Origin of the sequence: Protofrankia sp. Cas8 (assembly GCF_963555845.1) — a bacterium.
GTDB lineage: Bacteria > Actinomycetota > Actinomycetes > Frankiales > Frankiaceae > Protofrankia.
In genome coordinates this window covers 1-21,617 of the sequence record NZ_CAUVXI010000046.1, presented here as the reverse complement: position 1 = coordinate 21,617, position 21,617 = coordinate 1, and the positions used below count along the sequence as shown (strand labels likewise).

Genomic DNA, 21,617 nt, shown 5'->3' with positions numbered 1-21,617 from the left:
GTGGCGGGCCCGGCCCTGCCCGATCCGGGCACGCCACCGGGCACGCCACCGGGCACGCCACCGGGCACGCTACCCAGCGTGTACGGCACCCGCCTGCGCCGGCACCTCGTCCTTTCCGGCCCGGACGAGGACGACGATGGTCGCCAACGCGAGCAGAATCAGCACCGCGCCCCAGACGAACGCCGTCGTGTAACCGGAGATCTGCGCCTGGGCCGTGCTCTGCGGGCTGGCGCCGTGGTCGATGACATAGTTCGTCACCGCGGTGGCGAACACCGTGTTGAGCAGTGCCGTTCCCAGCGAACCACCGACCTGTTGGGTGGCGTTGACCAGGGCACTGGCCACACCGGCGTCATGGGGCTCGACACCGATGAGCGCAAGACTCGACATCGGTACGAATATCAGGCCAAGGCCGATGCTCATGAGCAGCTCACCGGGCAGGACGTGGCTGACATAGCTGGTGTCGAGACCGATCTGGGTCAACGTGAACAGACCGACCACCGTGAGCACGGTTCCGACGACCATCGGGACCTTGGGCCCGGTACGCGGCATGAGCTGGCTGGCGAGCCCGGCTGACACGATGATCCCAGCGCTGAACGGCAGGAAGGCGAATCCGGTCCGCAGCGCGCTGTATCCGAGACTCACCTGGAAGTAAAAGGTGAGAAAAAGGAACATGGCGAACAGGCCGCCACCGATGAGCAGGGACGACAGGAAGGATGCGCCGCGGTTGCGTTCCCAGACGACCCGTAGCGGAAGAAGCGGCGCGGCGCTACGTGCCTCGACGATGACGAACCCGACCAGCAACGCTCCTGCCGCCGCGAGGAACCCGAGCGTGACCGCCGAGCTCCAGCCGTCCTCAGCCGCCTTGGTGAAACCGTAGACCAGGCTGACCAGCCCGGCGGTGACGGTCAGCGTCCCGGGAATGTCGTAGCGCGCTTTCCCCTCGGCCCGGCTCTCCCGCACGATCGGCAGTGCGGCGGCGGCTGTGAGCAGCGCGATCGGGACGTTGACCAGCAGGCACCAGCGCCAGGAGGTGTACTCGGTCAGCACGCCGCCGAGGATGAGCCCGAGCGCGGCGCCGCCACCGGCGATCGCGCCATAAACACCGAAGGCGCGGGCACGTTCTCTGGTCTCGGTGAACGTGACCGTGATGAGGGAGAGCGCTGCCGGCGCGAGAACCGCGGCGAATGCTCCCTGCAGCGCACGGGCGGCGAACAGGAACGAGGCGTCCGGAGCGAGGCCGCCGATCGCCGATGCCGTGGCGAAACCAAGCAGACCACCGACAAAGGCGCGCTTTCGCCCGATGAAGTCGGCGATCCGGCCGCCGAGAAGCAGCAGGCCACCGAATGCCAAGGTGTACGCGGTGACGATCCACTGCCGATCAGCCACGGAAATGTGCAGATCGGTCTGGGCCTTGGGCATGGCGATGTTCACGATGGACGCATCGAGCACTATCATCAGCTGAGCCACGGCAATAATTGCGAGCGCAAGCCATCGCCGGGAGTCGACGCTGCCCCCGGCCTCCGCTCCGATGCTTCCAGGTGGGCGTTCAACAGTCGTAGTCACTGATGCTCCTTGACCAGCCAATCCGAAGATGACGGAATAATTCGGGCGCCGGTGGACGCGCGGCCGGACACGGTGTCAGGGAATCCGGTGTCAGAAAATCCAGCTTCAGTCGCCCTCGGCGCGTACCGAGGTCATGAGCGGCAGCAGCACGTCGTCGATCATATGTTCGATGAATGCGCTGTCAAGCGATTCGCCGGTGATGAGCAGCCGAGAGAAGAGCAGTGCGGGCATCAGCTCGTGAAAGACGTCGGCAGCCGCGGACGAACGCAGTTCGTCCCTGTCCATCGCGCGCTGCACGATGAGATCGCCGATCCAGCGCTTTTCTTCAAGCATCGGGACCCGCAGCGCCGCCGCGAGGTCGGGTGACCCCCGCATGGCCAGCAACACCCCGGCGATCAGCGCGGCATCCTCCCGGGACACATGGTCCACTATCTTGCAGACGGCATCCACGAGGTCACCGCGCAGACTGCCGGTGTCCGCGGGGACGATGTCGGCGCCACCGCTCCGTCGGCGCACGGCCTCGATGACGAGTTCGTCCTTGTTGGCCCACCGCCGGTAGATCGTCGCCTTGCTCGCCCGCGCCCGGGCTGCAACGGCGACCATGCTCATCCGCTCGTAACCGACCTCGACCAGCAGCTCGAGTGCGGCATCAAGAATGGCCTGCTCGCGGGCATCATCCCGGGGTCGACCCGGGGATCGGCCACACGGCGGCAGAGAGATCATCTCAATCCCCAACCCCTCTCGACGTCCGATCATTTTCAATACAGTACCGTACTGTACCTGAACCCGGCCAACCGCGATGGCCACGACACGCGACATAACCACTACGGAACGCAGTACGGGGGCGATGCGGCGCAGGGCGACGGAGACGTAGCCGGCCGAGTGGTAAGCAGCAGCGGTAAGCAGAAATGCGGCGCGCGCGCCGGTCAACCCACGGGGAGCTGCGCGGCGAGAATCTCCAGCAGCTCCTGCCCGCCCAGCAGTCCGGCCGCGGCGGTGATCCGCAGATTCGCGGCGCTCCAGCCGCTGTCGTGCAGCTCACCATGGGCGGGACGGACAGCGACGTCCGCGCCGGTGAGCATTCCGCGGTCGAGCAGCGAATCACCCGCCGCGGCCAGGCCGACGTCCCCGACCCGGCGCACCACTTCGGCGAGCGCCGCCTCCTTGGTCAGAACGGCCGGCACGAGGTAGACCTTGCGTCCCTGGATGGACAGGATCCATCCGTCGGCGGCAAGGTCGGCAGCGACCTCGCGGAGATCGGGGACCCCGGCACGCTCATAGGCGACGAGATACACGAACAGGTCGTCTGCAACCCGGGTGACCCTGACCCAGCCGTCGGCGGCGAGACGCTCAGCCACGGCCCGGACGCCGGTGAGCGGACCCGCCGCTGCCTCGATCCGGGCGCGGACCCGGGCCGCCCAGTCCTCATCCGGACGGCCGTCCACCAGTAGGTGGCCGCCGTTCGTCGTGATCGCGAACCTGGGACGCACACCGAGATCCACTCGCGCGTACTGGGCTCGCGTCCGCGTGGTGACCGGGACGAGGGTGGCCACGGCATCCAGCCGCGCGATCAGTTCGGCGGCCCGCGCGGTACAGAAGGCGGCCGGCTGGCCGTCAATCCGCTCAACAGTCACCAGCGCGGGTTCGCCGCTGCCTGCAGCGAGCCGGAAGGAACTCCGACTGTAGATCAACGTCTGATCAAGATCGCAGGCGACCAGCCAACGCGACGGCGGCGGAGGAGTCACGGCCGCCGACAGCGGCGGAGGTCGTGTGTCGATGGCCAGACTGTACGACGCGGATACCCGAACGATCCACACCATTACGAGAAGCCACCGTACGCACACGGCGACCACCCGTCACGATGACAAGATGGATCTGGAGGATGACTGCACCGCCAGCGCCCGCGAGTGTGAGAACCGGTTGTGAGAACCGGTTGTGAGAACCGAGGGTGAGAAACGATTGTGACAGGCCCGGCGGGTGGACCGTTCGTCCACAGTCGGGGGCTCCGCCCGCGGCTTTTCCACAGCCCGGCAGACGGTGTTCCGTTCGACTCGCGGATCGGCGAGGCTTGTGTGCATGGCCCCGGGCCCCGGCCAGCACTCCTGGCAGAAGACAGCCGACAACCAGTGCGGCGTTATCGCGACCCGCACTGCCAGGGCGGCTGGCACAAGCCGGTCGACAATTCGATGGCGGGTCAAAGCCGGACAATGGCAGCTGCCCATGCCCGGGGTCCTCCTAACCCGGCCCGAGCCGCTCACCCGTATGCAGCTGTTGTGGTGCGTGGTCGAGTCCATCGGCCCCGGGGCTGTTCTCGGCGGTGCGTGCGCGGCGGCTCTCGGCGGTCTGCACGGGTTTGCCGAGGAGAACGTCACCGTCCTGGTACCGCCACAGCGGCGGCCGAGCCCGCGCCCCGGCGTTGTCATCCACCACAGCGCACGGCTCGGCCCCATGGACCTGTGTCCGGCGCTGTATCCGCCACGAACCCGGCTGGCTCGTTCCGTTGTCGACATGGCCAACTGGGCGACGGGGCCGCAGAATTCCCACGCCGTCCTCGCAGCCGCCGTGTACCAACGCCTGACCACCGTCGCAGAACTGCGCGCTGTGACCCGGAGCCGCGGTCCGATCAGACAAAGGAATATGATCATGAAAATGCTGGACGAGCTGGAACGTGCCGACTGTTCAACGCCCGCTAAGAGCGCCCGACAGTAGGGGCGTGGATCAAGGAGCGGGGCTGGGGTGCGTGCCCGAGCCCCGCGACGCCGCGTCCCCTATTGTCGGTCGCTCTAAATGTCAGGACGGTGCATTGAACAGCGCCCGATCAGGCCTGCCCTCGATCGGCCTGATGATCCCGACGCAGGAATACGGCAGATCGGCTCTTTCCTCCACCTCCACTCCTTTGGCTGCGCAGAGCGACAGGACATGAGCCAGCTCCGCCAACCGGTCGGGCGCGACGACAACCTTCCAGGGCACTCGTCGCAACAGAACCCTGGTAGTCTCGCCGACCCCGGGCTTGACAAGGCCGATATTCGCGATGCCGTAGTCCTTCGCCAACATTTCGACAGCGCGCCAGCCGGCCCAGGTCGGAGTTCGGTCCTCCGCCTGGCCCAGACCGCGCGAGACCGCTGCCGATGCGGCGGGAAAGGCGTTCACGACGGTGTCGACATACCGGCGGGAATAATCCCGGTCAGCCAGCTGCCGATAGTATTTTGCTCCGTGAAAATCGGCCGGACCGATCAGCGTCGAATTCAGCACGGTTCTGCTCACCAGCCCACTGACCGTGGAGTTCAGGCAGCTGTGCGGGATGAGGAAGTCATCCCTGGTGCCGTAGAGCGACGTGCAGTGGCCCGGGTCCGAGATCACCGCCATGGAGCCGTCCACCCCGAGCTGCTCCGACGCCGCCTGGAGAACCTTCAGGATGGCGCCCTTGCCGGTCCAGCCGTCGACGAACTGGAGCGCCTGGCGGTCATGGCGGTCAAGAATCCACCGCAACGCGTTCTCGTCGAGCCCCCGGTCCTTGATGATGGAGACCGAGTAGTGCGTCAGCTCGAGCCCGTGCTTCCACCGGGCCCAGCGCCGCATAAGGATGCCGGCGGGCGTTCCGGCCCGCGCGAGCGACACGATGACCGGCTTCTCCTTTCTCGCAAGCACAAGCTCGGTGGCTACCCCGACCGCGGTGGCAACCCGCTCCGCCGAACGGATGAGCGCGCTTTCAAAAAGAGCAAGATAGGAATCCGAGGGCTCGTATTCGACGGGCAGGTCCTCAGAGTAGTGGCGTCCCTTGGAAAAGTCCTCCTCGCGGTCCTCGGTAGGACGTTCCAGCGGGATGTCGCTGAGATCCTTCAACAAAAAGGTCACATCCGCGGGATCATAGGATCCCGAACCTACCGTGCCCGGAATGGCTCCCAGCACCGTGCCGTCGCTCAACACATTCCCCCTGCCACCCGCCCGGTCTGCCGGGTCATCGGACGCCCATCCGGGCCTCGTGTCGGTATCGTGACCACGGTCACCGGCGCGCACCGACGCAGCATCCCGACCATCCCGGACACGTCGGCTTCCGCGCCCCCACCGTTGGCGGCCGAGTCGACCACGACGACGATGTCGTCGTACAAACCCGGCCGGACGTTGTAGACATGGCTCACCCGCGCGGGATCATCCGGCGCCGGGAACGTCAGCGCGCAGCGGATCGCATAGCCTTCGGCGTCGATCGGGTAGACCGGCGAACGGGTCGTCGAGTGAAAAACCACGTCACCGGGCACGATCTCGTCGAGGGCAGCCCCGATCCGCAACGGCGTGTACATCAACTCCTCAGTACCAAGCAGGAGAATGCGTCCAGACGCATTGGTCAACACTGTGGCAATCTCACCGGCGACCAACGGGATGGCCCTGTCGAGCAGGGCCCCGTCCGCCTGCGACCAGCCATGGCGCGCACCGTCGGGAAGTTCGGCCGGCCAGTCGGGCCGCACGAAGCGGACGGGATGACGCCAGGTGGGCACGTCCGGCGGATCAGCACCGAGGCCGCCGTCCCCGTGGCGGGCCCGCAGCCGCTGCGCCCGCACGGCCACATCGGGCGGCAGCACCAGCTCCCCGGCCAACAGCGATACCACCCGCACAGAAACGCCGAGACGGTCCGCAAGCTCGTTGAACGCACGGCGGGACTCCGCTGGCCGGGCGTCGAAGAGCGTCGCCACGGTGTAGGACGGCCGCGCCGCGAAGGCGTGCAACGCCTTGATCGTTCCCAGCGCGGTCCGGCCGGTCGAGAGCTCATCGTCCACCAGGATCAGCGGACGCGGTGCCCGTACCAACTCGGGATCGGTCGGCATGAGCCAGTGGAACGTGGCGTGGGAATGCGCCTCGTCGAAGTCAAGCAGGGGGGTGACACCGGGGACCACTCGACGGGTCGTATGCAGATAGTCACACCCAGCAATACCGTCCGCCACCGTATGGCCCAGCGACGTGGCAGTCTCGCAGTATCCGACCACCAGTGGCCCCGGCGTCATCGGCTCGCCCCCTGCGCCGGGGAAAGCATCGCATGCCTGTGCCGCCAGTAGGCGACCAGCCGCGAGCGATTCCCGCGGACGCACCGGGAGATGTTTGCCGAGAACCCGACTGACCAGCAGGTGCGCCCGCAGCGGGTTGCGCCGCAACGCGAGCCCGACCAACCCGTGCAGACCCTTACCCACCACGTCGGATCTGATCCTGATGTCAAGCCCCAGTTCGTCCCACAACCAGTTCATGCCGTCCGAACAGTGCCCGCTGTAGCCCGCCAGGCTCACACGACCTCCGCCTTCACCGCCGTTGTCACCCGGGCACAATCCATGCACGAGCCGTACGTTATCCGGGCCTCATGACGCCCCGGTTGCGGCCAGAACATCGACGAATGTGTGGCCTTCCCGCAGGACACCGAAGGCCCGAGCCCGCCGCAGTACCGCTTCGGCCCAGGTCCGGTGCGGTCCCAGCTCGTTCATCTTGTTCGCATACCAACTGGGCCGTACCCCGCCGGCATCCTCCGCGAGAATCGCCATGGCGTCCACATACTCCTCATGGCTGGCAACATGCAGAGCGTGCACAGCAGGAACGTGACTGGGATGGATCACCGTCTTGCCCAGCAATCCGTTCGCCTTGTCGAGAACCACCTCGCGGATGAGCCGGTCAAGATCGGCGGAGACAAGACGTAACCGCATCCGGGCACCGTCCTCGCTGTCGTCGATCAGATCAGCCTCCTGGAACGGGGTGACCCGCAGGGAACTGACGAACAGACGCTCGGGCTGGGCGAAATATTCCCATACCGGGCCGCTCACCACATGATCGCCGCCGCGGGCACACACGTTGACGATGTCGGCGATGCAGTCGCGGACCACCGCGATGTCATAGATCGTCAGATCCCGGTTCCGTCGCAACCCGAACAAACCACAAAGATCAGTAGCACCCAGGCGGACCGCCAGCACAACGTCGGAATGTTTGTCGACGAGCTCCCGGACTCCCGACAACGCCCCGGCTCGGGTCTCCCTGAAGATGACCTCAGGGCTTTCCAGCACAGGCATCGCCCAGAGAATCCGGCCCAGGCGCTCCGAGGCACGCAGAACAGCCGCCAACGCCGGCGCTCCGTTCCCGGGGCCGAACTTCGGCAGGACAAAGCCGGCGAACATCTCCGCCGCGGTGGAATCAAGCCGTGCGGCCAGCAATGGTATCTGGGCGGTGTCACGGACCCGGATGAACAACAACGGGGGTCCGCCGCCAGCAGTCGGTGGGCTCTCACCCAGGTCACGAAGCGTGGCAATCACATTCGCCTCTGCCGCAGCAACCTCGTGGTCAGCGATGGCGTCCTCAAGACAGAGCACCATCGACGTCACCCCGGCGGCGACCTGACGGCGCACGTCCGCGGCAAGCGTCGGCCGCGTACCCGGGGCGTAAAGGGTGGCACCCAGGGCCGTCGCCACAAGCCGACGGTCCCCGTCCGGGAGGATCTCTTCGGGCGGACGGTGAAACAGCGCGTCCGTCCGGTCCGCGTCCAGAAAACCGAAGTGACGCACCCAGCAAACCCCCTGTGCTAGTTGGGGCCTCCGGGCGTGCGAGAAAAACCATGATCGCACACCCTTTGGCCTATCTCGGCTACGTGCGGCCTCCGGGCGTGCGAAAAACCATGATCGCACGCCCTTTGGCCTATCCGTCGTTCATTGCTAGGCGTCAGGCCTGCCAGACGGTACATCGACCACCGGCGGCGTGGAATGCGGTCCGGCAACTTCCCGACCGCTGTCATCCAGCGGACAACCGCCTGTCACCCCGGCCGGCCGACCGCGCCGCCCGGCCGAGCCGGTCACGACCCGCCGAACAACCGCTTGTACTCGGCGGCCGACCGAGCGTTCTGACCCCCATTCATGATCGTCGAACACACATTGTCCGGCGCCGAGTCGTGAAAGTAACTTTCGTAACCCATCGCGTCGGCGTTCGCGACGAACGTGTCATACATCTTCCGGATATAGAAAGGATTATCTCCGCCGCCATCGCCACCACAAGACGTCACACCCCACTCACCCACACCGACCTTCCGACCGTGCTCACGGGCGTACCGAATGAGGTGACAGAGCCCGTTGACACTGTTGCACTGCCGCGTCCACCTAGCCTCGTTCAACGACGGCGGGTAGTGATCGTAGGCATCGATGCCGACGATGTCGACGTATTCGTCGCCGGGGTAGGCATCCCATGGATTCCCGCTCGACGGCACCGGGGAATCGTGGGCGTTGAACGTCCAGTCAATCTTGACCTTCGGATCCGTGGAGCGGATGGCCGTGGCGATCCTGCGGAAACACTCCGTGAAATTCCTCGCGCTCGCATCCGCATGCCAGTACATGTACGTGCCGTTGAACTCCCAACCGATCCGCACGATGGAGTCAGCCCGGTTTTTGTGCACGAGAAAGGCGCCGAACCTCCGCCAGTGCTCGTCATAGGCACCACGGGCACACTCGGCGTTGCCGCCCTGCCCCTGCGGGAACGGCGGCTGACTGATGACCAGTTTTCCCGGGAACGGTGCGAAATCGTCCAGCGGCCAGCTGGGCTCGGATATCGGACCCCAGCCCTGGTCGCGGATCGTGAAAACCAGGGCCACGTCGATCGGTCGGCCCCGCCATGCGCCAAAGGCCAGATAGGGCGGCAGATCGTTGGCCAGATGTACTCCGGACAGCCAGGGCAGGCCCGACAGTTTTCCCCGGGTATCCCAGACGGTGACCGGTAGCGAACCGCGGGCCGTGATAGCGCCCGATCTCGCCGTCACCGACACAGTGCCGGTAAAATCCATGGGTAGGGTGAAGCGAAGCAGAAAGCGCCCGTCCGGGTCCGCCCGGGCCGGTGCCGTGGTAGTGAGATCACCCCCGACAAGGTCGACGGTGATCTCGGCACCGGCCGGGAAACCGTGCCCACGCACCAGCACGATGTCGGTGTCGACCAGGGTCAGAGCCATCCCTGCCGGACGGCTTCCACGGAGGTTCAATCCGACCGCAACGAGCCCGGCGGCGAGGGCGACGCCGAGAAACAGCACGCCTGCGACCACCACCCGCGACCCGAGCGCGACCCGGCAGGAGCGCCGGCGGCCGAACATGGACGCCATCCTCGCGAGGAGCCTTTCGGTCGGGTTAGCGGATTATGAGGGAATCATCCGGTGGATGGCGGACAATCACCGCACCGGGCACCCCACCAACCGGTGCACCCGGGCTCGCCGGCGAACCCGGGAACAGTCGTACCCCCCAGGGAAGCTCGGCACCTTCGAGGGAAACCTCGAGGGTGCGCTGCGGTGTTGGTGGCGACGCCGACACTCGTGCGAGCGGATGTCCGTCGTCGCTCGCCTGTGGCGGAGTCGTCCCCGGCCGCGCGACAAGCACCATCGCCGGCAACGGCCCGTCCGCACGCACGTGTACGCGCAACGTACGGCGACGCCAGCCGGACCGGGCCAGCGTGTAGGTGACCGTCCGTTCCCGATCGTGGTGCTCATGGTGTTCCGGTTGATTCAGGTCATCGAGGTCATCCAGGTCATCCAGGTCATGGTCCGCATCCGGCGATGCCGCCGAGCGGGCCACCATCGCCGTGCCCGGGCCGACAGCGCGCAACGACCCACCCGTGCGCACCAGCGGGTAGCAGGCGACGAAGTAGGCCGAACCGTCCCGCGGCGCGGCCAGATGCCAGCCGCCCTTGATTTCCAGGCTGGTATTGGTGACCTTTGCCCGGAACGCGTCCGGGTCGTCCGGCCCGGTCGGGAGCTGGTCGCGGCGCCACAGGACGCGCGCCTGCGTGATCCCCGGCGGCATGTGGAAGGACAGCACGATCTCCTCACCGCGATCGTCCGCGCGCAGATCCCGGATGCCTTCGACCACCAGATGCCGCACACCGGCGCCGACCACCGCCCGACCATCACACACAGTTACCGGAAGATAGTCCAACTCACCGGCAGCCAGTGGGTCCACCAGGTGGCCGCTCCGGCTCGACCCGACCAGCCGGGCCCGTTCGGCGATCTTCTCCAGGTCGATCTCGGTGTCCTCGACTCCAGCCGCATGCGGCGGCCCGGCGTCCGACACGGGTACGGGCACGGCGTAGATCTGCACATGAGTGGCTGGCATGGCGCTCCAGCGCAGCACGGTACGCCCGGCGACAGTGGTGACCGCCAGATCGCGTACGGCTCGTGGGCGCGGCGTCACCGTAACCGCAATCCCCGAACCAGCGGTTCTGGCCGGGTGTCCGTCCACATCCTGGAACTCGACATAAACCTGATAACGGTAGGTGACACCGGGCTGGACGGCCGTGTCGAGGTACTGACCGGCGTTCGCCCTGATCCGACGCATCGGAACCTGTACCGGCGATGACTCGTCCACGGTCCGATCGATCGTCACCGCGTCCACCGGGCCATCCAGCCGCCAGGACAGCCTCACCCCGGCACCGATCTGCTCCGCACGCAGGGCCACGACGTCCCGCACGACCACGAGGCCGGGTGTGCGCACCCCTACCGAGCGCCGGCTGCCCACGACCGCCGTCACCTCGTGCCGGACCAGCACCCCGGCCGGAACCCCGGCATCGGACAACTCGGTGGACCGAGTCGTACCCAGGCTGCGCTCGACCGGTGGTGTTCCCTGCTGGCCGCCCGCCTCCCCCATGCCGGCCCCCACCAGCCTGACCACCCGGTAGGACACCGGACCGAGCGCCGAGGGGGATGGCCGCCACCGCAGCACCACGGCACCTTCTTCGTTGCTCGCGGTCAGATCCGTCGGCGGCGGGAGTGGCAGCGCGGCCAATGCCGCCAGCGCCTCCCGGTTGTCCGCCACGGTCGCGAGCACCGCGGCCAGCGCATTCTCCTGGTCGGCTGGCGCAAGCGCCGCCGCCGCGGCAACCCGGCGGCGGATGACGTCCTGGTGAGCGGTGAGCTCGGCCAGCACCTCCTCGGGCAAGCGTCCGTCCGGACCGGGTACGTCGAACGCCTGGGCGACGAGCCAACGGGCCCCGGCGGTGGCGGCGTCGTCGCACCGGGCCTCGCGGTGCTCGACCAGTGCCCGCCAGCCGGCGTCCGCGGCGGCCAGCGCCGCCTGCACCCGCACGCCGAGATCATCAGCAGCGCGGGCCGCCGACCCACCGACCGCGCCCAGCACCGGACGCGCCCGGGCCAGCAGCTCGGCGGCATGCCTGGGATGGCCGTCTTCCAGCTCGCGGCGGATCGCGGTCAGGGCGTCGCCGGCTTCCCGAGCCTGGCGCAGGCTCTGCCCGCAGAACTGGCACGCCGCCGCTGCGGCCTCCGTCGCGCGGCCACACGACGGACACGGGATGTAGAGCTCGGTATCGCAATATCGGCAGACGCGCGAACCGTCAACCGGCTCCGGACGGCCACAGCGTGGGCATACAACGTAGTCGACGACCGCTCCGGTCGTCATCGCCGCACCCAGATCCCGGGCGATGTCGAGCAACACCGCCTTCGCCTGTGCCGCTGACAGTCCTCGCCCGGCCGCGAGGACCTCGCGGACCAACCCCTCAAAGGCGCCCGGTCCGAGCTCACCGTCGAGCACGACGTGCTCCTCGACCTTCGGCCGGATCTCATCGCGGGCGTCTGCGACCAGCCCGGCGGTATAGGCGGCCGGATCACCGTCGAGGAGTCTGGTGCGCACCTGCGCGAGCAGATCAGCGGTCACCGTCTTCTCGCGGTCATGCGGACGCCGCTGGTTGCGCTCGACAAGGATCTCGTGTGCGGCCTGGATCCGCGCCGGCGCGGAGTCCGCCGGGATACCCAGCAGAGCCCACAGGGAGGCGGTACCAACCCGATCCCCCTCGCGAAGCTGCCGCAGCTCGGTGAGGCCGTCACGGATCTGGCGCCGCAGCCCCGGCGCGAGCGGCTCGACATCCTCACCGGAGCCGTCCTCGATCACCTTCTCGCCCGCGAGGGTCGCGTCGAACTGCTCGGTGGTCACCCCGTCAGCCGACGCCAACCGACGCAGACCCGCAACGCGGGACCGGGGAATTCCGCCGAAACGCTCACGCACAGTCGCGAGGTTGCGGGCCACCTTGGCCAGCCGGTCGGCGTCCCCACTGCGACGCGCGGCCAGCACTCGTACCCGGACCTGTTCGCGGGTATGCGGGTCCAGCAGCGGCGCCTCCCACTCGGCCCGCCTGCGGATAAGGGCCGCGGCCAGGGTCGCGTAGCGTGCAGCGTTCCGTTGCCGCTGCAGAAAGGCCACGACACGGGCCAGGTGCGCGCGCACCTCCGCGTCGGTGTACGTGGCAGCCGGGTCCAGCGCGGCGACGAAAAACGGGTCATCACAGTCAAGCGGGGATCGGCGTTGCAGCTCGGCCAACACCCGCTGCCGGTAGCTGCTGCCGTCGAACGCCGCGCTCACCGCCCCACCTTCGTCCCCGCCGCCAGCATCCCCATCACAGAGCGTATGAAGGCGGCACCCGGACATGGCCCCGGCCTCAGCCTCGGTATTCACCATATGCACCGGACAGTGTCCGGTAACAGACAACGTTATGTAACAGACAACGTTATGTGCTGGACAACGTCGGGCACGCTGATGCCTGCGACCGCCACGGCGACGTCAGTCCCGCTGTTTGAGCAGGGTGATCTTCCGTGTCTCCTCATCCCGCATCGCTTCGCTGCCCACACCCGCGGTGATCTGCAGGACGAGCGGCCCGGTCGCGCCAGGATGCGTGGCGGTGACGACGATCGTCTGGTCCGACCGCATGAGAAAGGTGACATCCACCGGTGTGCCGCGGGGATGTCCGCCGGGAATCCCCGCGATGGCACCTTCGACGATCACTTTGTTGTCCTGCGGGATGGTCGACTCAGCGCTCGTCCCCTGCTCGAACACACGGATGTCGACGTCCGTCTGGTTGTCGGAGATGGTGTAAAAGGTCTGGGTGATCTCAATCGGCAACGGATCGTTGCGATGCGCCAGAAAGGCCGCGATCGTTTTGCCCCTGTCCTCGGCGAAGATCCCGAAGCCGCGGGACGTCACGTTGGTGACCTTCGTCTTGACCAGATCGACCACCGCGGTGGTGGCCAACCCGAAATCTCCCGCCGCGCCCGACACGGAGCGCGCGACGTCGGCCGGCGCCGCGGCATCCAGAGTCGCGCCGGCCGCGAGCTTGCCCTGGGCAACCAGATCGTCGAGGACGTACCGTTCCAGTTCCTTCTTCTGCCCGAAGACCGCGGCGCCCTTGGCCACGGCGAGATCGGGGTCCAGGAGGCGTGGAGACAGACCGAAGCGCTCGGCGATCCTGCGGGCAACCGCCGGGCTCTTGCTCATACCGCCGACAAGCAGGCAGACGTCCACCTGGTCGACGCCACGCTCCCGAGCCCGGGCGAGCACCGACCCGGTGAGGTCAAGGGTGCGCTGTAGCAGGGCGGCGGTGATCTCCTCGAAGTCCGCCCGGGTCACGGTCACGTTTGTCCGCCGGCCGCCGTGAACCACCAGGACATCGACGCTGTCGCGACCGGACAGCGCCAACTTGGCGTCCTCCGCCGAGGTCAGCAGCTCCTGCTCGTCGTAGACGTCGTCGAGCGGATCACCGGCGTCGGGCTGCGCCTCGGTGAACTTCTGGGCCAAGAAGCGCACCAGCTCCGCATCCCAGTCAGCGCCGCCAAGCTCGTGGTCACCGTCAGTGGCCACAACTGTGATCGCGTTCTTCGACAGCCGGATGACCGTGGTGTCGAAGGTGCCTCCGCCCAGGTCGTAGACGAGCACGGTCGTCTCCGCCGCGCCGTCCTGGGCGAACCCGTACGCGAAGGCGGCGGCTGTGGGCTCGTTGATGATGTCCAACACGTTCAGCCCGGCGAGCGCGCCGGCCAGCTTCGTCGCCTTGCGCTCCTCGTCGCCGAAATAGGCCGGGACGGTGATGACCACGTCCGTCACCGGGGCGCCGGTCGCCCGCTGCGCGTCGGCGGCGAGAGACTTGAGCACGAGGCTTGACACGGCAGGCGCGCTGTACTCCTCACCGTGCACGACAAATCGCCAGTCCGCCTCGCCCATGTGCCGCTTGACCAGGCTCGCCACGTCATCCGGGCGGATCCGGGACTGCCGCTTCGCCTGGGTGCCGACGACAAACGTCACACCGCCGCCCGCGGACTCGTCGAACAGCACCACCGATGGTGTGGTCGGCTGCGACTCGATATTGCGAATCACGTCGGGACGTCCGTACTCGTCCACCTGGGCGATGCACGAGTACGTCGTTCCCAGGTCGATGCCGAACACCTTTGTTCGCGCCATGAAGGTCCCTCCAACAAACCGCCGCCGGTTTCAGTGTGCCCGAAAAACCTCCACCTCGGCTGGACGCACCACGGTCGACTCACCGCGGACGAATCCGGGCTTGAGTGTGCGGGCGATCGTCCGGTCACGGCCGGGGTCGTCAGTGCCGACCCGGCGCATGCCGACGTGCCGGACCGGGTCGAAGGGCATCCCCACCACCGCGGTATACGGACGGACGTCCGCCGCGACGTCCAGCACCTGCAGCAACTGCTTACGCAGGATGCCTGGGACGCTCTGGCCGTCGTCCGCGCCGAGACTGGTCATCTGGTCGTGCAGGCGCATGAGTCCCCGCAGCAACGGTGCCATCGCCTCGGTCAGTTCGCCGGCCCGAAGCCGGGTGTTCTCGGCGTGCAGGCGGTCCACCAGGTCGGCGTCGTGGCGCCGGAGCCTGATCAGCTCCTCGGCCCGCTGGTGGAGTTCGTCCAACCGCAGGGCCGCCGCGGCGCTCGCGGCGGTGAGGTCGGCGAGGGCGCCAAGGTTCGCAGTGTCGGCGCCAGCCGCCCCTGCCGCGGCCGACGGAAGATCGACCTCGGTGGCTGGGTCGTCGCGAACCTCTCCGTCACCATGATCATCCGACCATCGCGGCCCGGCCAGATCCTCAACCTCACCAGCCTCGTCGGGTTCGTCGGCATTGCCAGCCTCGTCGGCCTCGTCGGCCTCAGCTTCCTCGTCGGTCGGCCCCGTCGCCGCGGCTGCGAACGGGCCGACCCGGTCATCGCGCCAGGGGAGGTCCACAGCGACAGCCACATCCACGTCCCCCAGGGTGGCGTCCCCGAGGGGATGGGCATCCACGTCGAGCGAGTCCTCCGCCGGCGCGTCCTCTACAACAACAGCCTCCACAACCTCGTCGTCCATGCCGGCGGTCCCGTCCATGCCGGCGGTCCCGGCGGTCGGCGGCCGACCGAGGTCTGCCGGCGGCGGATCCGGCGGGTACCAGCGCGGCGCGTCGGGCACCGGCTCCTGGCGCGGCCGGAACATCGAATAACGACCGTCATCCCCGAAAGGTGACGACACAGGGCGATTCATGGTTGTGTTCCGCCGCCTACTTGCGTCCCGGTGTCCAGTTCAGACCCCATCCATAGGTTCGATCAAGATCCTGATGACCAGTGACATAGCGGACCTCCCTGTTCACCACGAGGTCGTCACCCCTGGAGTTGGTCAACTGGGCGATAGCGCACATCCGGGCGTTGCCGGCACTCTCGTCCAGCCGTACCTCGATCGGCGCGCCGCGCGCCGGCGTCAACGTCACCACGGCGTTCGCCTGGTCGAAGTTGGGGGCACCGGCATAGATGAAAGCAAAGATCAACAACCGGCGGATCTCCCGGACATGGGCGAGGTTGACGAACAGGTTCTCCCCGCCGACGGACGCGCCTGTCCGGTCGTCGGCATCGAGCTGGACGTACGGCGGTGCGTCAAGGGACCCGAAGGTGTTACCCAGCGCCTGGACGACACCCTTGCGGCCGTCGGTGAGCTCGTAGAGACACGCCAGGTCGAGGTCGACCCCGTCGGAGGCACCGCCGAGAACACGCTTGAGGAATCCGCCCGGGCCGCCGGCCGAGCCCGGGGCGCTCTGGGCCGTCCAGTTGAGGTTGACGTGTAGCCGACCGCCGCCGCCCTGCTTGCTCAGAGACACCGAAGGTGCATTCTTGGTCAAAGTGACCTTGCTCAGTGACACCGGCGCCGGGTTGGAATCCTGGCCGCCGGACCGCTTGGTGTAGTCAATAGGCATGATCCGCTCCCTTGCGGTGGTCGTGATATGAGCTTAGAGCGCCCGGCGACAGCGGCGTGGCGTCGCGGGAACAGGCTAGGAACGGGCCGCCGCCACCTCGCCGGACCGAGCGTCGGGATCGCCGTCCTGCCCCCCTGCACCGGCAGCCCGCTGCCGGTCGCGGTTGCGGATGGAGGTCACCAACGCGACGGCGATGAACCCGACACCGACAAGACCGGTGATGATCTCGGGAACTTCGGTCTCGATGCTGATGGCAAGAATCACCGCCAGGGCGCCGATGGCGTAGTGGGCACCATGCTCCAGGTACACATACTCCTGCAGGGTTCCCCGGCGAACCAGATACACGGTGAGCGACCGGATGTACATCGCGCCAATACCAAGGCCAGCCGCGATGACGAAGATCTTCTGAGTGATCGCGAAGGCGCCCACCACACCGTCGAAGGAGAACGAGGCGTCGAGCACCTCCAGATAGAGGAAGAGGAAGAACGCGGCTTTCCCTGCGGCCAGCACCACCGCGTTCGCACCGCCGGTTGACCCGGCCCCGGCTCCGACCCCGTCGGATTCCGCGCCGTCCTCCTCGGTGTCCGCACCGACACCGCGCGCCTCGAAGAACTCCCCGAGACCACGCACACCCAGGTAGGTCGCAAGACCCGCGACACCAGCGCTCAGCACCTGCTGGGTGTGGTCATCGGAGAACGCCTCCGCCACGACCAGCAGCGCGACCAGCCCGACCACGACCGACAGCACGTCGAGGCGGCCGGCCTTGCGCAGCGGTTCCTCGAGCCAGCGCAGCCACTGGATGTCGCGCTCGGGATCGAACATGAAATCCAGAAAAATCATGAAGAGGAAGATCCCGCCGAAGGCCGCGATCGAGGGATGGGCGTCGGCCAGCCGCGCCGCATACTCGTCCGGGTTGTTCAGCGCAAGGTCGAAGACCTCCAGCGGCCCCAGATGGGCGGTGACGGCGACGATGACGATCGGGAACAACAGCCGCATGCCGAAGACCGCGATCAGGACGCCCACCGTCAAGAAGATCTTCTGCCAGAACTCGTTCATCCGACCCAGGATGGTCGCGTTGATCACCGCATTGTCGAACGACAGGCTTATCTCAAGGACCGCGAGGATGGCGACGAGAGCGGCGGTCTGAGGACCCCCGATCACTCCCGCCACTGCGATACCTACGACGGTGACGGCCAGTGACCAACCAAAAATGCGCAAGACTTGCACGAGGAACAGGTACCTCCCCCGGACCGGGGTCGGGGCGCGGCGCCGGGGGCACCACCGCGCCCCGACCCCGGTCCGGAGCATCGAGGCAGCACGTCAACCGCAGGTCTACGTAGCGGTCCACCGGGAATCGTCGGGGCCGGCGATGACGCGGCCACCGGGGTCCCGGGGGACCCGTCCGATCACGAGATGTTCTGACGGGTCCCCCGTGACGGGCGCCGGGCGGGATACCTTCGCCATCCCGCTTCGCCCTCTACCCTGCCGCCTCGCCCTCTACCGTGCGCCGTCTACCCTGCGCCATGGTCGCCCGCACGTTGACCTACCCGGCCGGCCGAGCGCCGGGTCCCGGGCATCGTAACCGCCCAAACCAGCACCCCCGTCACACCCGGACCGTTGCGGACGTGCGCCACACCGGCAACGGGCGTGGGGGAGATGGCGATCAGACGTTGACGCCGTAGTCCCGGGCGATGCCGGCAAGACCGGTGGCGTAACCCTGACCGACCGCCCGAAACTTCCACTCCGAACCGTGCCGGTAAACTTCACCGAAGACCATGGCAGTCTCGGTGGAGGCGTCCTCGGTGAGATCGTAACGTGCGATCTCGGCGCCCCCCGCACCGTTCACGATCCTGATGAACGCGTTGCGTACCTGGCCGAAGTTCTGCTGGCGTGACTCCGCATCGTAGATCGAAACCGGGAACACGACCTTGTCGATCTCTGCTGGCAAGCTGACGAGATTCACGTTTATCGCTTCGTCGTCGCCTTCTCCCTCACCGGTCAGGTTGTCGCCCTGGTGCTCGATGGCGCTGTCCGGGCTCTTGAGGTTGTTGAAGAAGACGAAATGGCCGTCGGAGAGCACCCTGCCGTCGGCCCTGCACGCGATCGCACTCGCATCAAGATCGAAATCTGCGCCGGTGGTGCTCCGCGCATCCCACCCGAGGCCGACGACGATGTTGGCGAGGCCCGGCGCCTCCTTGGTCAGCGAAACGTTTCCGCCCTTGCTGAGGCTGACTCCCACTACTCCTCCTGCTGTCCTTGCGATCGGGGCTGGTCTTGTATCCCGGGTGTTTCGGGGCCCTGGCCGCCCCCCGCACCGAGCGCGACGCAGCCTACTGGACTCGATCATGCATACCCACGGCGACATGGGGTCACCGGGGTCTGCCTTCTGCGGGACGAACGGGGCCACGCGGGGGTTCCCCGGGGCAGCAACGGGCCAAAGGGCGCGCGACGATCGTCAGATCGCGCGCCCGGAGGCCGCAGTCCCCGGGGCAGCAACGGCCCACCCACGCGTGAGCGTGGCCGGCATGGGTATCCCCAGCCGATACCGACGGTGGGCCGGTCCACCCATGGCAACTGACCTACCCGGAACGCGCATCAACGTGGAGACTTCGATCCGATGCCGACATCCTCCCCGCCCGGCGGACCGCCTCCGTATCACCAACACAACCCCACCCGGTGGTCCCACGCTGTTCACGTTGGGGCGCCTCCGACTGGTACAGCAGAGGCGGATTATCAAGGAGTGGTTCCCCTCGATAAGGTCGCGGCGATGATCGGACGCTCAATAGGCCGGGTTGTCATCTCTGACATCAGCCCCGCCGTATCATGTGGACAGTGGCCGTCGCGGGCGGTAGAGGGTGAGATCCTCACCGTCACCGCGACGGTGTTTCGGGATGGCCATGATCTGATCGGTGCCAATGTGGCGCTGTCAGGTCCGGATGGCCGCGGCACGCCGTTCACACGGATGCAGCCGGTCGACGTGGGGACCGACCGGTACCAGGCCGAGGTACGCACCGATTCGGAGGGCCTGTGGGGCTTTCGCATCGAGGCATGGGCCGACCCGGTGGCAACCTGGCTGCACGCCGTTGAGATCAAAACAGCGGCCGGCCAGAGCCTGGACGAACTGGCGATCGACTTCGAAGACGGGGCCCGGCTGTTGCTCCGCGCGCTACCGGGGGTCCCGGAAAGCCGCCGTGCCGACATCCAGCGGGCCGTCGACGCGTTACGCGATGACACCCTCACAGACCCACACGGCCGGATAGCCGCGGCACGCGACCCGGCGGTGGTCGCCCTGCTCAACCGGTTCCCGCTGCGGGAGCTCATCACCCGTTCGCCGTTCTACCGGATCTGGGTCGACCGTCGCCGCGCGCTGTTCGGGAGCTGGTATGAGTTCTTTCCGCGATCCGAAGGGGCGGGTCTGGATCCGCCCCGCTCGGGAACCTTCGCGACCGCGGCGCAGCGGTTGCCCGCCGTCGCCGCGATGGGTTTCGACGTGGTCTACCTGCCGCCGATCCATCCGATCGGGGAGATCAACCGCAAGGGTCCGAACAACACTCTGATCCCCGGCCCCGACGACCCCGGTTCGCCATGGGCGATCGGCAGTGAGGCCGGCGGCCACGACGCCGTCCACCCGGGCCTGGGCACGATCGAGGACTTCGACGAGTTCGTCGCCCAGACCCGGGCGCTCGGTATGGAGATCGCTCTCGACCTCGCCCTGCAGTGCGCCCCGGACCACCCGTGGGCAAAGCTGCACCCGGAGTGGTTCACGGTGAAGAGCGACGGGTCCATCGCCTACGCCGAGAACCCGCCCAAGAAATACCAGGACATCTACCCGCTGAACTTCGACACCGACCCGGTCGGTCTTTATCATGAAGTGCTCCGCGTGGTCAGGTACTGGACCTCGCACGGTGTACGGATATTCCGGGTCGACAACCCCCACACCAAGCCGGTCCAGTTCTGGGAGTGGCTCATCGCCGAAGTGAAGTCGACCGAACCGGACGTGCTGTTCCTGTCCGAGGCGTTCACCCGGCCGCACATGATGCAGGCGCTGGCCAAGGTGGGCTTCACCCAGTCCTACACCTACTTCACCTGGCGCAACACGAAGGCGGAGTTGGAGACATACGGGCGGGAACTGCTGGAGACCGCGCACTACATGCGTCCGAACTTCTTCGTCAACACTCCCGACATCCTGCCGGGATATCTCCAGGACCGCAGCGACGCCGCATTCAAGATTCGTGCGGTGCTGGCGTCGATGATGTCCCCGACCTGGGGGGTCTACGCGGGGTACGACCTGTTCGAAAACGTTCCCGTCCGGGTCGGGAGCGAGGAGTACCTCGACTCCGAGAAATACCAGTTCCGCCCCCGGGACTGGGCCGGTGCCGAAGCCGCGGGACGTTCACTGGCGCCCTATCTGGCCACGCTCAACCGAATACGAAAAGATCATCCAGCCATGCACTGGCTACGCAATCTCCGCTTTCACCACGCGGACGGCGACGCAATCATGGCCTTCTCCAAGCGAGTCGGGCAGGCACCCGACGACGACCGTGTTCTGATCGTCGTCAATCTTGACTCCCACAACATCCAGGAGACGACGGTTCGTCTCGACATGCCCGCCCTCGGCCTGCAGTGGTGGGACACATTCGATATCCACGACGAGATCAGCGGGGCGAACTACAGGTGGGGGCACGAGAACTACGTCCGACTGGATCCGGCGACGGAACCGGCCCATGTCTTCACCATCCGGCGCAGAAGATGAGCGCCGAGGACTCCCGCGCCGACAGCGTGACCGCTGACCGCGCGGCTTCCGACACCGACTCCGAGGAGCCGTCGCGTGACCCCCTGTGGTTCAAGCGGGCGGTGTTCTACGAGGTCCTCATCCGTGGTTTCGCCGATTCCAACGGTGACGGTACCGGCGACCTCCGAGGAGTCACCGGCAAGCTCGACTACCTGAGCTGGCTCGGAATCGACTGCGTGTGGCTGCTGCCGATCTACGACTCACCGTTGCGGGACGGCGGCTACGACATCGCCGACTACTTCCGCATCCTGCCGGAGTTCGGCGA

General features: G+C 67.2%; 16 protein-coding genes. 3 read left to right on the top strand and 13 right to left on the bottom strand.

Going from position 1 to position 21,617, the window contains the following annotated elements:
* Window positions 1-69: 69 nt before the first annotated feature.
* The 3 genes from U9977_RS09640 to U9977_RS09630 all read right to left on the bottom strand — a co-directional run bounded on the left by U9977_RS09640 (window position 70) and on the right by U9977_RS09630 (window position 3,383).
* Window positions 70-1,563 (bottom strand): MFS transporter, encoded by a 1,494-nt coding sequence (locus tag U9977_RS09640; RefSeq protein WP_322748866.1) that lies wholly within the window; start codon window positions 1,561-1,563, stop codon window positions 70-72.
* A gap of 105 nt (window positions 1,564-1,668) precedes the next feature.
* A complete protein-coding gene (locus U9977_RS09635) occupies window positions 1,669-2,319 on the bottom strand; it encodes a TetR/AcrR family transcriptional regulator (protein ID WP_322748865.1) in 651 nt (216 codons plus the stop codon).
* A 170-nt stretch (window positions 2,320-2,489) separates the two neighbouring features.
* Window positions 2,490-3,383 carry a sucrose-6-phosphate hydrolase gene (locus U9977_RS09630; RefSeq protein ID WP_322748864.1) on the bottom strand — a complete coding sequence of 298 codons (894 nt, stop codon included), beginning with the start codon at window positions 3,381-3,383 and terminating at the stop codon, window positions 2,490-2,492.
* A gap of 400 nt (window positions 3,384-3,783) precedes the next feature.
* On the opposite strand from U9977_RS09630, the gene U9977_RS09625 reads away from it, so the two are divergent.
* Window positions 3,784-4,272, top strand: coding sequence for a hypothetical protein (locus U9977_RS09625; protein WP_322748863.1), 489 nt, complete (start codon window positions 3,784-3,786; stop codon window positions 4,270-4,272).
* Between the two features lie 81 nt (window positions 4,273-4,353).
* Here the strand turns inward: U9977_RS09625 and U9977_RS09620 are convergent, their stop codons facing one another.
* The 10 genes from U9977_RS09620 to U9977_RS09575 form a co-directional block, all read right to left on the bottom strand.
* On the bottom strand, window positions 4,354-5,487 hold the full coding sequence (locus U9977_RS09620) for a cysteine protease StiP family protein (protein WP_322748862.1): 1,134 nt from the start codon (window positions 5,485-5,487) through the stop codon (window positions 4,354-4,356).
* Window positions 5,484-6,836 carry a phosphoribosyltransferase family protein gene (locus U9977_RS09615; protein ID WP_322748861.1) on the bottom strand — a complete coding sequence of 451 codons (1,353 nt, stop codon included), beginning with the start codon at window positions 6,834-6,836 and terminating at the stop codon, window positions 5,484-5,486. The genes U9977_RS09620 and U9977_RS09615 overlap by 4 nt, the downstream gene beginning before the upstream one ends.
* 69 nt (window positions 6,837-6,905) lie before the next feature.
* Window positions 6,906-8,093, bottom strand: a complete 1,188-nt coding sequence (locus U9977_RS09610) for an HpcH/HpaI aldolase/citrate lyase family protein (RefSeq protein WP_322748860.1) — start codon at window positions 8,091-8,093, stop codon at window positions 6,906-6,908.
* A gap of 284 nt (window positions 8,094-8,377) precedes the next feature.
* Window positions 8,378-9,655, bottom strand: coding sequence for a glycoside hydrolase family 26 protein (locus tag U9977_RS09605; protein ID WP_322748859.1), 1,278 nt, complete (start codon window positions 9,653-9,655; stop codon window positions 8,378-8,380).
* A 34-nt stretch (window positions 9,656-9,689) separates the two neighbouring features.
* Window positions 9,690-12,923, bottom strand: coding sequence for a zinc ribbon domain-containing protein (locus U9977_RS09600; RefSeq protein WP_322748858.1), 3,234 nt, complete (start codon window positions 12,921-12,923; stop codon window positions 9,690-9,692).
* Window positions 12,924-13,121: 198 nt separating this feature from the next.
* The gene (locus tag U9977_RS09595; protein WP_322748857.1) at window positions 13,122-14,792 is read right to left on the bottom strand and encodes an Hsp70 family protein; all 1,671 of its coding nucleotides are present in this window, start codon (window positions 14,790-14,792) and stop codon (window positions 13,122-13,124) included.
* Window positions 14,793-14,822: 30 nt separating this feature from the next.
* Window positions 14,823-15,845 carry a hypothetical protein gene (locus tag U9977_RS09590; protein ID WP_322748856.1) on the bottom strand — a complete coding sequence of 341 codons (1,023 nt, stop codon included), beginning with the start codon at window positions 15,843-15,845 and terminating at the stop codon, window positions 14,823-14,825.
* A 28-nt stretch (window positions 15,846-15,873) separates the two neighbouring features.
* Window positions 15,874-16,560, bottom strand: coding sequence for a Tellurium resistance (locus tag U9977_RS09585; RefSeq protein WP_322748855.1), 687 nt, complete (start codon window positions 16,558-16,560; stop codon window positions 15,874-15,876).
* A gap of 75 nt (window positions 16,561-16,635) precedes the next feature.
* A complete protein-coding gene (locus U9977_RS09580) occupies window positions 16,636-17,787 on the bottom strand; it encodes a DUF475 domain-containing protein (RefSeq protein WP_322748854.1) in 1,152 nt (383 codons plus the stop codon).
* Between the two features lie 436 nt (window positions 17,788-18,223).
* Complete coding sequence (locus U9977_RS09575) at window positions 18,224-18,799, bottom strand: TerD family protein (RefSeq protein WP_322748853.1); 576 nt, start codon at window positions 18,797-18,799, stop codon at window positions 18,224-18,226.
* A gap of 528 nt (window positions 18,800-19,327) precedes the next feature.
* Here U9977_RS09575 and U9977_RS09570 point away from each other — a divergent pair.
* Window positions 19,328-21,313: an alpha-1,4-glucan--maltose-1-phosphate maltosyltransferase gene (locus U9977_RS09570; protein WP_322748852.1), complete on the top strand. Its 1,986-nt coding sequence runs from the start codon at window positions 19,328-19,330 to the stop codon at window positions 21,311-21,313.
* The coding region (locus U9977_RS09565; RefSeq protein ID WP_322748851.1) for an alpha-amylase family glycosyl hydrolase at window positions 21,310-21,617 on the top strand (308 nt) is incomplete at its 3' end. The genes U9977_RS09570 and U9977_RS09565, both read left to right, overlap by 4 nt.